The organism is Sorangium sp. So ce1014, from assembly GCF_051521505.1.
Taxonomy (GTDB): Bacteria; Myxococcota_A; Polyangia; order Polyangiales; family Polyangiaceae; genus Sorangium.
This window is the reverse complement of record NZ_CP150356.1, coordinates 4,212,135-4,225,900: the sequence shown is the minus strand read 5'-3', so window position 1 is coordinate 4,225,900 and position 13,766 is coordinate 4,212,135. Positions and strand designations below refer to the sequence as shown.

Annotated in this window: 11 protein-coding genes and 1 pseudogene; 9 read left to right on the top strand and 3 right to left on the bottom strand. The window is 66.9% G+C overall.

Annotated elements, in window-relative coordinates:
- Positions 1 to 126: 126 nt before the first annotated feature.
- The 5 genes from WME75_RS16035 (at position 127) to WME75_RS16015 (ending at position 6,654) form a co-directional block, all read left to right on the top strand.
- Positions 127 to 462, top strand: coding sequence for a transcriptional regulator (locus WME75_RS16035; protein WP_437491620.1), 336 nt, complete (start codon positions 127 to 129; stop codon positions 460 to 462).
- A 62-nt stretch (positions 463 to 524) separates the two neighbouring features.
- Positions 525 to 1,016 carry an RNA polymerase sigma factor gene (locus WME75_RS16030; protein WP_437491617.1) on the top strand — a complete coding sequence of 164 codons (492 nt, stop codon included), beginning with the start codon at positions 525 to 527 and terminating at the stop codon, positions 1,014 to 1,016.
- 398 nt (positions 1,017 to 1,414) lie between these two features.
- Positions 1,415 to 4,297 (top strand): HsdM family class I SAM-dependent methyltransferase, encoded by a 2,883-nt coding sequence (locus tag WME75_RS16025; RefSeq protein WP_437491614.1) that lies wholly within the window; start codon positions 1,415 to 1,417, stop codon positions 4,295 to 4,297.
- Between the two features lie 203 nt (positions 4,298 to 4,500).
- A complete protein-coding gene (locus WME75_RS16020) occupies positions 4,501 to 5,034 on the top strand; it encodes a hypothetical protein (protein ID WP_437491612.1) in 534 nt (177 codons plus the stop codon).
- A gap of 552 nt (positions 5,035 to 5,586) precedes the next feature.
- Positions 5,587 to 6,654: a transposase gene (locus WME75_RS16015; RefSeq protein WP_437494835.1), complete on the top strand. Its 1,068-nt coding sequence runs from the start codon at positions 5,587 to 5,589 to the stop codon at positions 6,652 to 6,654.
- A gap of 364 nt (positions 6,655 to 7,018) precedes the next feature.
- Here WME75_RS16015 and WME75_RS16010 read toward each other — a convergent pair whose 3' ends face one another.
- The 3 genes and pseudogenes from WME75_RS16010 to WME75_RS16000 all read right to left on the bottom strand — a co-directional run bounded on the left by WME75_RS16010 (position 7,019) and on the right by WME75_RS16000 (position 8,950).
- A complete protein-coding gene (locus tag WME75_RS16010; RefSeq protein WP_437491609.1) occupies positions 7,019 to 7,234 on the bottom strand; it encodes a hypothetical protein in 216 nt (71 codons plus the stop codon).
- A gap of 213 nt (positions 7,235 to 7,447) precedes the next feature.
- Positions 7,448 to 8,773, bottom strand: a pseudogene (locus WME75_RS16005) (IS3 family transposase); the annotation flags it as partial.
- Positions 8,774 to 8,806: 33 nt separating this feature from the next.
- Entirely contained in the window at positions 8,807 to 8,950 is a 144-nt protein-coding gene (locus tag WME75_RS16000) for a hypothetical protein (RefSeq protein WP_437491606.1), read from the bottom strand.
- 967 nt (positions 8,951 to 9,917) lie between these two features.
- Here WME75_RS16000 and WME75_RS15995 point away from each other — a divergent pair.
- The 4 genes from WME75_RS15995 to WME75_RS15980 all read left to right on the top strand — a co-directional run bounded on the left by WME75_RS15995 (position 9,918) and on the right by WME75_RS15980 (position 13,653).
- Entirely contained in the window at positions 9,918 to 10,538 is a 621-nt protein-coding gene (locus tag WME75_RS15995; protein ID WP_437491603.1) for a hypothetical protein, read from the top strand.
- Positions 10,539 to 10,836: 298 nt separating this feature from the next.
- Positions 10,837 to 12,054 carry a DDE-type integrase/transposase/recombinase gene (locus WME75_RS15990; protein ID WP_437491600.1) on the top strand — a complete coding sequence of 406 codons (1,218 nt, stop codon included), beginning with the start codon at positions 10,837 to 10,839 and terminating at the stop codon, positions 12,052 to 12,054.
- An 82-nt stretch (positions 12,055 to 12,136) separates the two neighbouring features.
- Positions 12,137 to 12,862, top strand: a complete 726-nt coding sequence (locus WME75_RS15985) for an ExeA family protein (RefSeq protein WP_437491597.1) — start codon at positions 12,137 to 12,139, stop codon at positions 12,860 to 12,862.
- 587 nt (positions 12,863 to 13,449) lie between these two features.
- The gene (locus tag WME75_RS15980; RefSeq protein WP_437491594.1) at positions 13,450 to 13,653 is read left to right on the top strand and encodes a hypothetical protein; all 204 of its coding nucleotides are present in this window, start codon (positions 13,450 to 13,452) and stop codon (positions 13,651 to 13,653) included.
- Positions 13,654 to 13,766 lie beyond the last annotated feature (113 nt).

Sequence of the window (13,766 nt, the reverse complement as noted above, 5' to 3'; positions counted from 1 at the left end):
GCCTGAGAGTGGCCGGATCCGGCCAGTCTGACGATCTCGTGCGCTAGGTTCGGCGCAAGGAAGTGCAGCCCGCGGCGTTGGCGCGCCCGGGCTGCGTGGCCGAACCCCGATCACGCGAGGTCCGACATGCTGACCGTAGTCCGTTCGCCTTCGGGCGAGCAAGAAGGCGGAGGTGCGCCCGCGCGCCGCCGCCCCCGTTCCACGTCCCTGACCGACGCGGAGGCGATGCGCTTCCGCGCCGCGCTGCGCAACCTGCGCGGCCTGTTCGGTAGCTGGAGCTGCCTGGCCGAGGTGATGGGCGTCCCGAAGACGACCATCACCAACTTCGTGTACGGGTCGCACCCGAGCACGACGCACGGGCTCGCCGCAAAGGCGGCGCGCGCCGCTGGCACCACGGTCGAGCGCTTGCTCGGCCGGCCCGTCGTCGCGGGCAAGTGCCCCACGTGCGGGAGGTTTGGGTGAAGACCCGGCGGAAGGGGGCGAGGAGCCAGCCGACCGCACGACATCCCAGGAAGCGTCCGACGATGGAGGCGATCCTCGCCGAGCGCGGCATCATCCTCGCCACGCTGGCCGGCATCCGGAAGCGGGACCGCGCCGACGTTGAGCAGCACGTGCTCCTCGGCGCGTGGAACGCCATCCGGCGCGGCAAGTACCGGCCCGACCCCAGGGACAAGCCCCGGGATGCGCTGAGGAAATGGCTGCACGGCATCGCCTGGCGGCAGGCGGCGCACTACTTCGACAGCGCGTGGACGCGCCGCGCCGTGCTGCACGCCGAGCCGCTCGGGTTGCTGCGCGAGCCCACCGGCCCGAGCTTGCACGCGCAGATCGAGGCGCGCGAGACCTTGGAGCTCCTCGCCGAACTCCCGCTCTGGCAACTGGAGGCGATCCTCATCGTCGACGCGCCGGAGACGCTCGTCGCGTACGCTGCGGCGCGCGGGATGAACCCGCACACCGCAGCGTCCAGGCTGCGGATCGCCCGCAAAGCCCTGGCGCTGAAGCTCCGACGGCGCCGATGAAGATCCTGGACATGACGAGGCGCGCCGCGAAGCGCCTCGCCGCCGTCTGACCCTCCCGCCTCTTCCCACGGCCCACCCGGGCGCTTGCTCCGCCACGAACCGATGAGCTAATGGGGTGTCGCCGAGCCCGTCGCAAGCAGGCCCGACGACGCCGATCACTTGCCGGACCGGGAACGGCTCGTGCCGCACGTCTGGCATGGTGCCCCACAGCGCACGGCCACCGCGCTGCGGTCGACCCCGCTCGGCCCGTCCGAAGCTGGAAGGAATCCGCTTGCTCTTGCCGATTTTTTGTGATCTTTAGCTACGCGTGACAGCCGTTCCCCTCGGACCCGAGCCTCGAACGTCGCGCACAGCCCCGTGGGCTTCCAGGAGGAGCGCGACGGAGCTCGAGGCGTGACATGCATCCCGGGCCGCTCACGACTGCTAACTTCTTTTCATCCGACGGCGCGCCCCTGAGCGGGCTCGTGCCAGTGCGAAGCGGATCGTTTGGCCCGTTGTCCATCGATGAGCAGGCCGCGGTCCAGGAGGCTGCGGCCTTCCGCCGGATTGATTATGTCTTCTTTCGCAAGCTCGACGGTGTCCGGTCCTCTCGTGTCGCAGCCTATGTCATCGACAATACCAAGGAGCCGCTGCGCACGGACGAACTCGCCGTGCTGCACAAGGAGCTCTGGCGACATGGCGCCGCTCCGCTCGTGTATGTGGCGTGGCAGACTCGTATCGACGTACTGACGTGCGCTCGGGGTCCAGACTTCTGGAAGGACGACCGCTGCGAATACAACCCCGCGGTGCAGTTCGATCTCGCCATTTCCACGGCAGCCGAAGTGCACGCCGAGCTGGCGTCCCGGTTCTCGGCGTATCGTCTGTCCGACGGTACATTCTGGGATGATCCTCGGAATGCGAAGCTGGCAAACTACCAGGACGCGGCCCATCAATCGCTCATCGGCGCGATCGTCGACGCGGACGAGGCATTGGGAGGAGAGAGAGCACCGGTGCTTCGCCGACTGCTGCTCCTCACCGTCCTGGTGAAATATCTTGAGGATCGCCGGGTGTTCCCCGAAGGCTGGTTCGGTAGGTTCACGCCGGGCGCAGTCGACTTTCTCGGTGTGCTCCGGGAAAAGAAGCCTGACCAGGTGCAGAGACTCCTCGGGGCGCTGGAAAGGAAGTTCAACGGGGACATCTTCGTATTACCGGACGCGGAGGGCTCCGCTGCGCTCACCCCGAAGGCCCTCGTGGAGTTCTCCACCCTCGTCGAGGCCCGTACCCTGCATCGCCAGCGGTACCTGTGGGAACAGTATTCCTTCGAGCACCTCCCGGTCGAGGTGGTCAGCCAGATGTACCAGCACTTCGTGCAAGGTGGACATGGCACGGTGTACACGCCGCCGTTCCTTGCCTCGCTCGTTCTCGACCATGTGCTGCCGTATCAGAACCTGAACGGGACGGAGCGAATACTGGATCCTTCCTGCGGCTCTGGTGTATTCCTCGTCGGGGCATTCCGGAGACTAGTGAATGCCTGGAGGGCGCAGAACGGATGGCAGAAGCCGGACGTCGCAACCCTCAAGACAATCGTCGGCCGATCGATCTTTGGGATCGATCTCGACTCGTCGGCCATCGATCTAGCGGCATTCAGTCTAACATTGGCAGTGTGCGACGCGTTGAAGCCCGACGTGATCTGGAACAGCCTTAAGTTCGACGGCTTCCGTGGCCGGAATCTCTTTCATGGCGATTTCTTCACGGGGGTCCTCGCGGCGAAGAGGGGCGAGCGTGTCAGCACCCCTTTCGATGCGCCGTTCGATGTCGTCGTCGGAAATCCACCGTTCGAGTCTAAGCTGACCGATCCTGCCAGGAAGGTCGACGCGCTCGCGCTGCGCACGAGGCATGACCAGAAGGCCGTGCCGGACGGGCAAGCGGCTTACCTTTTCCTGGAGCAGTCCATCGCGATGGTGTCGGAGGGCGGCAAGCTTTGTCTCATTCAACCTGCCGGGCTTCTCTATAACAGCAGTACTTACCAGTTCCGGAAGCATATCTTCGGCCTCGCGCCCGTGCGTTCCGTTCTAGACTTCGTGTCCATACGTGGTCTGTTCGCCCCTGCCGATACCAAGGCGCTGGCGCTTTTGGTCGATCGTGACGCGGAGGCGGCCGGCACACCGCTCAGCCACCTCACGTTTCGCCGCACCTTCAGCGTTCATCAGCGCATCGGCTTCGAGCTGGATCACTACGACTACCACGAGGTTTCCCGGGGAATCGCCCTCGATGACCAGTTCGTCTGGCGCGCGAACCTCCTCGGCGGTGGGCGCCTCGCCCACCTGTCGCGACGGCTGCGGGCCATGCAGAGGCTGGGGCAGCACATGGAGGATCTGGAGAAGCAGGATGCGCGGTGGGACTACGGGGAAGGCTTCGTCGTCAGTAAGAAGAGGGCGATCCATCCCGCCGAATTTCTGACAGGTTTGCCCTTCCTGCCGACGAAGGCCTTCACGGCGAACGGCATCGACCGCCGCAAGATCGGCAAGGTCGAGCAGAAGCGCTTTCGGAATCCCTACTCAGAGAAGCGCTATGCGAAGCCCTTGATCCTGATCAAGGCGCACATGTCGCTGCCCGTTGTTTTCTGGGACGAGAGCGATCTGGCTTATCGAGACAAGATCGTCGGCATCCATGCGCCTCCCGAAGACCATGCGCGCCTCCAGGAGATGTTTCGCCGCCTGAAACGCAACCATCGAACGTATGTATTCGCGTGCGTGCTCAACGGCTCTCAGCTCTTCACCAGCAAGGCAACCGCGATCCTCAAGCAGGACATCGATAATCTGCCCTATCCAGACGACGCTTCGGACCTGCGCCTCGCTTACTGGGAACGTATCCTGCGCGAAGACACTCTCCAGTTCATGACCGACTTCGTTCGTCTCGGTCAAGACTCCGTGCTGCTTAAGGAGCAGGCTACCCGGAAGGACCTGGCGAGGTACGCGGTCACGTTCCGCAGGCTGCTTGGCACTGTTTATGACAATCTGCGAGCGGGCCCGGCCGTCTTCATCGATGGGTTGATCTGTCAGTCTTTCCACTTCGGCGAAAAGCCCGAAGGCGTCGCGTTCGGCGACGAACTCGTCAAGGATCTTCACCGGCTGATCTACTGGGAGACCGGTGGAACCATGAGAACGGTGAGGTCGCTCCGCTTCTACGTCGACAACGTGCTCCACATCATCAAGCCCGATCGGCGCCGCTATTGGATTCGGTCCACCGCCGTGCGCGATGCGGACGAAACCCTCTTCGATCTGCGGGAACAGGGCTTTTGATCATGGCTGGTACGCGGACCTCTCATGGCCGGATCAGCAGGGGCATTTCCCCGGACACATTCCGGACGCACACGGTGCAGTTCGTGTGGGCACAGCTTCCGAGATGGCGCGACGACCCTCACCGCCGAGAGGGGAAGAACGAGGACGCGTTGAATGCGGATCTGTGCAAGTTCTTGAACATGCGGGCCCGCGACGAGTCACCCATGGTCCATTTCAGCCACGAGGAAGCCCAGACCGGGCGACATCGCGCCGACCTAGCGGCCAGCCCAGCGACGGAAGGCTTCGCCGCGGAAGTGTTCTCGGCCAGCATCTATGAACCCTTCCTGGTATTCGAGTGCAAGCGGCTGCCGGCGCCGGAGAAGGGCCGTGAGCGAGAGTACCTGACCGGCGGGAAGCGAAAAGACGGCGACGAGCGTAAGGCTCGAGCGAGCGGGGGCGTGCAGCGCTATAAGCTCGGCTTCCATGGGCCCCTGCTCGAAGTCGCCGTAATGATTGGTTATCTAGAGGCGGGCACGGCACCGCAGTGGTTCGCCACCATCAACGGCTGGATCACCGAGCTCGCACGGTCGAAGCCGGACGAGGATGGATGCGTCTGGGACATCTCGGAGAGGCTCTGCGAGCTTCAGACCAGGGCCGCGGAGCGAACGGCTCTCAGTGTGTCGTCGCACTCCAGGCAAAAAGCCATCAGCGCCAGCATCAAGCTGTTCCACCTGTGGCTGGAAATGACCCGCTCGTGAGCAGCGCCGGCTGCCATCACGGCCGGGCTCCTCGTGGAAGCGACAAATGCCGCAGTACAAACGGCTCTCAACTACGTCGTAACTGACGTACCATTTGACAACCGTTTGCCAGCCTCTCGATAAGCTCCGAGATGCCCAACTTGTGCTTTACGTTGGCCATCGTATTACCGATCACCTTTCGGCCAATTAGCAGCAACGCCTCTTCAAGCTCATCGTAGACGCACACATGGATCTCCCGAGATCCGGGCGCGTCGGGCGGCCCGTCCTTGGATGACGTCATCGCGCACCCCCTGCGCGACGCGACCAAGCCGCTATGACATCCACTGTCCTAGCCGCCTGCTTTTTACGGCGCTCGCAGCAGCTTTCGCCGCAGAAACCGCTATAATCACAGGACCTTAGACGAAAACGCCCCGCCCTCGGCTGGAACCCGAAGGCGGGGCGGCAGACACCGTGCGGAGCGACCCGCCCGACGTCGTGGCAGACGGGAGCCTGGGCCATCCGCCGGAGAAAGGCAAGGGTCCCGTGGCGAACGTGCTCCCGGCGGAGAAGCGCATGCGTGTGCTCGCGGCTCTTCTGGACGGCAACAGCGAGCGCGCCGTCGAGCGCATGACCGAGGTCAACAGGGAGACCGTGGGTCGGCTCTCGCTGGCCTTCGGTCGCGGTGCTGAGCGGCTGCATGACCGGCTGGTGCGCGACCTGCGCACCCAGTTGATACAGGTCGATGAGGTCTTTGGGTACGTGGGCAAGAAGCCGGCCCGTGTGACCAAGGATGACCCTGAAAGCATCGGCGAGGCGTACACCTTCGTCGCGATGGATACGCTGTCCAGACTCGTCATCGCGTGGCGCGTTGGCCGACGTGATCAGGAGACGACCGACGCCTTCATGGCCGATGTCCGCGCCCGGCTGCTCGTGATGCCGCAGATCACGAGCGATGGCTTCGCGCCGTACATCTCGGCCGTGGGCGCGCAGTTCGGGCCGAGCGTCGACTTCATGCAGACGGTGAAGAACTACCGCACTGGCTCCTACCGCGGGCCGGACCACCGCTACGAGCCGCCGCGCGACCCGTTCATTACGAAGACGACGATCTACGGCGCGCCGGACGCCGCCCGTGCCTCGACGGCGTACGTGGAGCGCCAGAACGGCACCCACCGGCACCAGAACGGCCGCATGCGCCGGCTCTGCTACGCGTTCTCGAAGAAGTTCGAGAACCACCGCGCCGCCGCTGCGCTGCACTACGTCGCCTACAACCTGTGCTGGGTTGTCAAGACGCTCCGCGTGACCCCGGCGATGCAGGCCGGCATCACCGACCACGTGTGGACCGTGGACGAGCTCGCGGACGCCCTGCTGACCGAGCCGGCCAGCGAGGCCCCGAAGGCGCAGCCGCTCAGTCATCGCGAGCCCTCCGCGCCTGCCCGCAAGCTTCCGAGCGGCCGTGGCTGGCTCCGCCTCGTGACCGAGCCGACCCCGGCGTTGAAGCGCCCGCAGCGCGCCCCGGAGCCCACGCCCCCGGCGTCCCCGGTCCAGGCTGCACCGCCACCCGCCCCTGTTGCCCCGGCCGGGCCGGTGCAGCTCGACCTGTTCTCGTGGAAACCCGACCCGTCCGACACGCCGGGCGGGTAGCTTCCAAATCCAGCCAGTCCAGGCCGGTGGCCGGATCCGGCCACCACCAGCTGGCAGCCTCCGCGCAACCGGACACGGTCCCGGGGAGGCAGCTGGCAGCCTCCGCGCAACCGGACACGGTCCCGGGGAGGCAGCTGGCAGCCTCCGCGCAACCGGACACGGTCCCGGGGAGGCAGCTGGCAGCCTCCGCGCAACCGGACACGGTCCCGGGGAGGCAGCTGGCAGCCTCCGCGCAACCGGACACGGTCCCGGGGAGGCAGCTGGCAGCCTCCGCGCAACCGGACACGGTCCCGGGGAGGCAGCTGGCAGCCTCCGCGCAACCGGACACGGGTGGTGCCCTAACTAGGGGATGTGCCCCCTCGAATCAGGGCAGCATCTTCTGGCGCACCTTGTCGATCGCGTCGGCGTTACTCTGTGCCGACTGCTCAGTGTTCTGGATCTCGCGCGTCAGACGCTCGACCTCCTCCAGGTCACCTGCCTGCTTCGCCGCGTCTCGCTGCTGCTTGAGGTGCGCTTTCCGCTCGGACAGCCTATCGATCGCTTGCCGGAGTTGCTCGATCTTCTTCTCGTTGTCTTCCATGGCACGGACGCTACTCCGCTGACGCTCGTCGGGCCACATGGATTCCGCGGCCGACGACAACCATAGAGACCTCCGTCCATTTGGGACGGAAGCGCAGCTGCCGGCCCTCAGGCTTGCGCTGCCCCGTCGCCAGCCGTTGACCATGTGACCTGTTCACACCACAGAAGCCCCGCGGAGAATGCCAACAGGTTTGAGACAGGCCGGACGAGAATCCTATGAGTGGATCTCGCTCAGGGGCGCGTTCCGGCTCTGCGCAGCATCCGGTCGAGGTCGGGGCGGCAGCGGCACGGCGGTGGGCGTGGCTCCAGGTCCGGGCGCGGCGCTGGTCGTGGCCGTGTGCGTCGGCGCCGCGGCCTCGGAGGCGGCATCGTCGACGGACAGCGGGTTGATGACTACCGAAGCGGGCGGCCTGCGCACGACGGGCGGACCGTTCGGGAAGCGTTCCGGATGCGCGGCGTAGGCCGTGTCCAGGGCGACCTGGCGCCGAGCCGCGATATCTTCGACTCGGCCGTAGAATACATCAGCAGGTGTGAAAAGCGCAAGTCCAGAATGCTGATGAATGTCGTTATACCACGTGAAGAACTCCTGGCACCACGCTCGTGCGTGAGCGAGCGAGGCAAAGCGGTCCGGATAGTCGGGTTGGTACTTGAGCGTCTTGAACTGCGACTCGGAGAAGGCGTTGTCGTCGCTGACGTGAGGCCGGCTGAAGCTACGAACGACGCCGAGCGAGCCGAGGAGCTGAGCGAGCCCCTCCGACCGCATCGCGGAGCCGCGGTCGGCGTGCACCGTGAGCGAGCCGGGCTCGACGCCGTGGCGGGCGACGGTCTCTGCGAACAGGTGCTCGGCGAGCTCTGCGCTCTCGCGCTCGGCGAGCAGCCAGCCGACGGTCATGCGACTAAACAGGTCGAGGACGACGTACAGGCAGTAGAAGACCCCAGGCAGCGGCCCGCGCAGCTTGGTGATGTCCCACGTCCAGATCTGGTTGGGAGCCGTGGCGGTGAGCGTCGGCTTGGCATGCGTCATCGGTCCACGCTGGGCGCGCCGCTCCACGCTCTCGCCGGAGGCGGCGAGCAGCCGGTACATCGTGCGGATGGAGGCGAGATAGACGCCGCGCGACAGCAGCGTCGCGTAGACTTCCGGCGGGGGCTGGTCGACGAACTCCTCGCTATGCAGCACGCCGAGCACGGCTTGCCGCTCGGGGTCACTGAGCCGGCGTGGGCTCGGAGCGGGCTCGGGCAGCGCCGGCGGCTTCGCGGGCTGGGTCTGCCGGTAGAGCGTGGCGCGGCTGACGCCGAGCGCTGTACACGCCTGCGCGATGGGGACGTGCGGGTCATCAAGCTCCTCGATGACGTCCATCAGCGCTCTTCGTCGCTCGTGAGATTGACGCCCAGAATGGCAGAGACTTTTTTTTTGGAGGTCGATGAGCTTCTCAGCGAGCGCGAGCTTCTCCTCGAGCCGCGCCGAGCGCTTCTCGAGCTCGGCGATGCGCCGGTCCTTCGTGTCGTGCTTCGGCTTGCGGCCGGGCTTGCGCCCCGCGAGAGCCTCGCTGCCGTGAAGGGCGAGCTGCTTGCGTCACGCCGTCAGGAGGGAGCTGTAGATGCCCTCGCGGCGCAGCAGCGCCTCGATGTCCCCGCGCTGGGTGCACGCGGCCGCCGCGCGAACGATGCGCAGCTTCTCAGCCGCCGAGAACTTCCGCCTCTTGCCCGGCTTCGGCACGCTCTCAACGGCGACGCCACTCGGACGGGGAGCAGCGCCCTGCGCCGCTGGGGCGGGGGTAGGATCGACGGATCGGAGATGCGAAGGCTTCGGCACCGGTCAGGTCCATTCTCCGCCCTCTCACCACAGATTTCCAGGGGAAGCCTGTCTCACCCGACGTTGGCACAGAGGGGCACCACCACCGCACGCGGAAGGGACGGCCGTCGTTCACGAATCGGCCGAGGATACGGGCACGTCGAGCTCTGCCACAGAGCCGCCATGCGCCGCCACATCGCGGACGAGGCGGCAGAGGCTCTATGAACAGGTGCATGCTCTCAATACTCAAGGCTTCTCGATCCATGCGATGAGCCGGCGGACGAGGCTCTCGCGGCAGACAGTGCGCAAGTATCTCCGAGCGGATCGGTGTCCGGAGCGCGCAAAACGACGAACCAAGATCGGCACCTGGACCGAACACGACAGCTTCCTGCGCACGAGGTGGAATGACGGCTGTCGAGACGCGGTCGTGCTCTTTCACGAGCTCGCAATGAGGGGGCTCCGCGGCACCTTGCGGACCATCTGTTACCGCGCCCTCCCAGTAATGGACATCCCCCAGATCTCGATCCCTGTTCGTGATGGATATCCACCCATTGCTCCCGGCCCCGCCATCATCGAGTCGGTGCGGACCCGAGAGATGGAGCCGGGGTGGACCCAGAGGGCGCGGCGTCGGCGAGCGTTCGCCAAAGTGCATTCCGGATGGGCGTCCAAAATTCTCACAAAATATCGCATCGATGCCCGCCGTCTCCCGGACGGCGAGCATTCCTGATCCGTTGCCACAATTACCACTGCACTGGGCGGCATGTCTCCGCTGCCGCTGGCGTAAGGCCAGCGGCAGCGGAGCGGAGCATCGGCGCGGGGCCGGCCACAAAATAGGCGACGAGGGGATGCGTGTTGTGGCGACTCGTCCTCCCCTCGTCGTGCTCCGAGGACCTTGGAGGAACGGAGCTCATGCAGGATCGTTCAAGCCGACATCGACATCAAGCGCTGGATGACCGCGCTGCCCTCGGTCGAGCAGATGCGGCCGCCGCGCTGCCCCTGCTGTGACGTGGCCAGCCGCCCCGTGAACGGCCCGCGGGTGATGCGCGGTCACGGCCTGCGCGAGCGCCAGGTGTGCGGCCCGCTCGACCCAGGCGACGCTCCCCAGCAGGTCACGGTGCGCGCTCGGCGCTACCGCTGCAGCGGCTGCGGCGCGATCACGCTCGTCGTGCCGCGCGGGGTGCTGCGCCGACGGCGCTACGCTGCATCGGCGATCGGCTGGGTGCTCGCTCGCATCGGACTCGACGGCGCGACCACGCCGGTCGTCCGCGCCGAGGTCTGCGGCGCCGTGATCGTGGGCGTCGCGGCGGCCGAGCGGTGGCTCGCGCCGTCGCGATGGATCGAAGCCAGTCGCCGCGGACAGCTCTTCCCCCGGCTCGGACGCCACAGCGCCGAGAGCCGCCGCGCGCACATCGCCGAGCGCACGGCGATGCAGCTCGTGGCGCTGTCTCCTCGGGGCGGCGCCGGCGAGCCCGCCGCTCACCTGGCGTTCCGCGGCGCCGCGCTCGCAGCGTGATGCCCATGCTCCGCGAAACGCGAGCTCCGGCGACTCCACCATCCAAGATCGGGCACGGCGGCGGGGCGCTCTGGCACTGGGTTTCCACGGGTCGTCGACACGCACCCGTGGAAAGGACCGTTCGTGGACATCCTCAAACCCAAAGATCACGCGGAGGAAATCGCCCTCTTCCGCCATGGCCTCATCGGCCAGATCTGTGCTCGCGATCTCGAGCATGGCGATCTCGTCGAAGCGCTGCGCACCCTCTCGAAGGAGCGCGTGCGCCCCGCCGGGGAGCGCGTGCACGCGCTCTTTCGCGGTGCCAACCCTCGAGCGCTGGCTCTACGCCTACCGTCAGCGGGGGCTCGAAGGTCTCTGCCCTCGCGCCCGCTCCGACCGCGGTCGTGGCCGGGAGCTCGACCCCGGGCTCCGGCAGCTTCTTTGCGACATCCGGCGCGAGCACCCGGCGGCCTCGGTGCCGCTCATCCTGCGCACCCTTCGCGCCGATGGACGCCTGGACGCCACGGTCAGCGCCTCGACCGTGCGTCGCCTCTACCGTCAAGAGGGACTCGACAAGATCGCGCAGCGCGACGGCAAGGGGCCGACGACCCGGCTCAAGTGGCAGGCCGAGCACCCGGACGCGCTCTGGCATGGCGACGTCTGTCACGGCCCGACGCTTCAACTCGACGGGCGCCGGGTCACCGTGCGGATTCACGCCCTGCTCGACGACGCCTCGCGCTTCATCCTCGTCGTTTCGGCCGAGAGTGACGAGAAGGAAGACACCATGCTGCGGCTGCTCGTCCGGGCCCTCCGGCTCTACGGCATTCCGACCGCGCTCTACCTGGACAACGGTGCAACCTACCGTGGTGATGCCTTGCGCCTCTTCTGCTCGCGGCTCGGGATCACCCTGCTCCACTCGCGCCCCTACGATCCGCAGGCGCGCGGCAAGATGGAGAGATTCTGGAGGACGCTACGGGAGAACGTGCTCGACCACCTGGGCTCGATCACATCGCTGGAGGACATCGCTTCTCGCATCCAGGCCTTCGTCGACGTCCACTACCACGCGTCCCCGCACGCCGGTCTGATGGGGCGCGCGCCGGGGCTCGTGTACGCGCCCGGACAGCGTGAGATCGACGCCCTCTCCGAGGCCCGCTTGCGCGAAGCGCTCACGCTCCGGCAGCGTCGGCGCGTGCGCCGCGATACGACCGTCTCCGTCCGCGGGCAGCTCTTCGAGTTGGATCACGGCTACCTCGCCGGCCGCACCGTGACGGTCGCCTATTGCCTGCTCGACGAGCCTCTGGCCCCGATCGTCGAGGTCGAGGGGCAGCGGATCCCGCTTCGTCTCGTCGATCCGGTGCACAACGCGCACGTGAAGCGGCCGCCGCGCCATGTCACGAGGACCGGCGCGTCGCCCAGGGGAAAGCCGGTCGCCTTCGACCCGGGCGGCGCGCTACGCGACAAGGCTGCGCGCGATCAAGTTGCGGCGGACGACGCGGACGCCGTCGACGGAGAGGAGGACCTCGATGCGATCTTCTGATGTTATCTACTACGGGCTTAGCAAAGCCGCCTTCTCCAAAGAGCAAGAAGATGCCGAGCTGTGGTTGCCCACCTCGAAGCAGGTGCTCGTCGACGACCTCGAAGCGGCGCTCCACGAGCGTGCCAGCGTGCTTCTCGTGGGGGAGCCCGGTGTCGGGAAGACGTGTGTGCTACGAGCCTTGCGACATCGGCTGCCTGAGGCCGGATTTCGCCTGACCTACTGCCACAATGCGACGCTCGGGCGCCGCGACTTCTACCGCTACCTCTGCCACGCGCTCGGGCTGCAGCCGACCTCGAGCGCGGCGAACCTGTTCCTCGCGGTCGAGCGGCATGTCCACGAGCTGCGTAGAGATCAGGTGCATCCGGTGTTTCTGCTCGACGAGGCCCATCTGCTGCACCCGGACATGATGGCGCATCTGCATATCCTCTTGAACCACGAGTGGGACAGCCGCGCTCTCTTGTCGATCGTCCTTGTTGGCCTTCCGGAGCTCGAGGGCCGAATGGCGTTGCGCTCCCACCGCTCGCTGCTCACGCGCATCCATCACCGCTTCATGATCGAGCCGGCGACGGTGGAGGACACGACGGAGTACGTGGCATTCCGGCTGAAGGGCGCCGGCGCCGACCACGAGATCTTCTCGCGCGAGTCGCTCACCGCGCTGCATGAGCTTGCGTCGGGCTCGCTGCGCGAGATCGACCGCCTCGCCTCGGCGGCGCTGCGGGAATCGGCGCGCCGGAAGCGGAAGCTGGTCGACCGCGACGTGGTTGTCCGCGTCGCGGAGACGCTCACGCTCTCCTCGGCGCTCGGCTGAACGGCGGCGCGCGGCCCGCGAGGAGCGTCGGCCTCGCGGGCCGTATCGCGCCAGGCCCACGATGGCCATCCCCTCGCCACGCCGGCGGTGGCCCGCACGATGCTCATCGCGCCGCGTGGCGCCGGGGCAGCGACTACGCGATGGCCATCACCCGATAGCGCCCTGCCGAGCGGCCGCCAGATGGCCATCAGCCAGCCGGCGCGCGGTGCCATCAGCCAGCCGGCTCGGTAACAACCATCCAGCGTCACGTCGCCTCGTGGCGCCGTGGTGACGACCCAGGCGTTCGGACGCGCCGGCCGTCCTGTGGCGTTGCGGCCTCGACGACGGTGCGGTGTTGACGCTCACGATGGTTCCTGCTCGATTGCGCAGGCTGGTTGCTGCCCATCGCGAGGGTGAGCGCTCCCGGTCACGGCCGTGATGGTCGGCCCACCTCGCGACCGAGGCTGCCGGAGTGCTCAGGCGCGTCAAGGGTGCCCGCGCCGGGAGCGGGACGGCTACACCGCCCTTGACCCGCCCTCCGCGCTCCGGCAACCGTCCCCTGCGGGCGATGGGCGAACGGAGCCTCCGGCGGGGCTTCCGGGCCCCGGATGGCCATCAAGCAGCGCGAGCGAAAAAAGGCCCAGAACCATCATCTAGCCAGTTCGGAAACAGTCTCGCGCGGGCAGCCGCACGTGCAGACCAGGCTCCAGAAGAGCTTGCGCTCGGTGTCGTTCTGGATGCCGACGGTGCCCGTGCGTACCATCCCCTCGCCGAGCTGCTGGCCGTGGGCGAACTCCGGCGAGCGGACATGACGACGAGGGCGATGACGCCCGCGACCAGGAGGGTGATGCCGTGGATGAGGTTTCGCGTGCGGTTGTCGTGACGGAAGCTGTGTTAAATGCCTGAATCGAGCGTTCTCGACCGA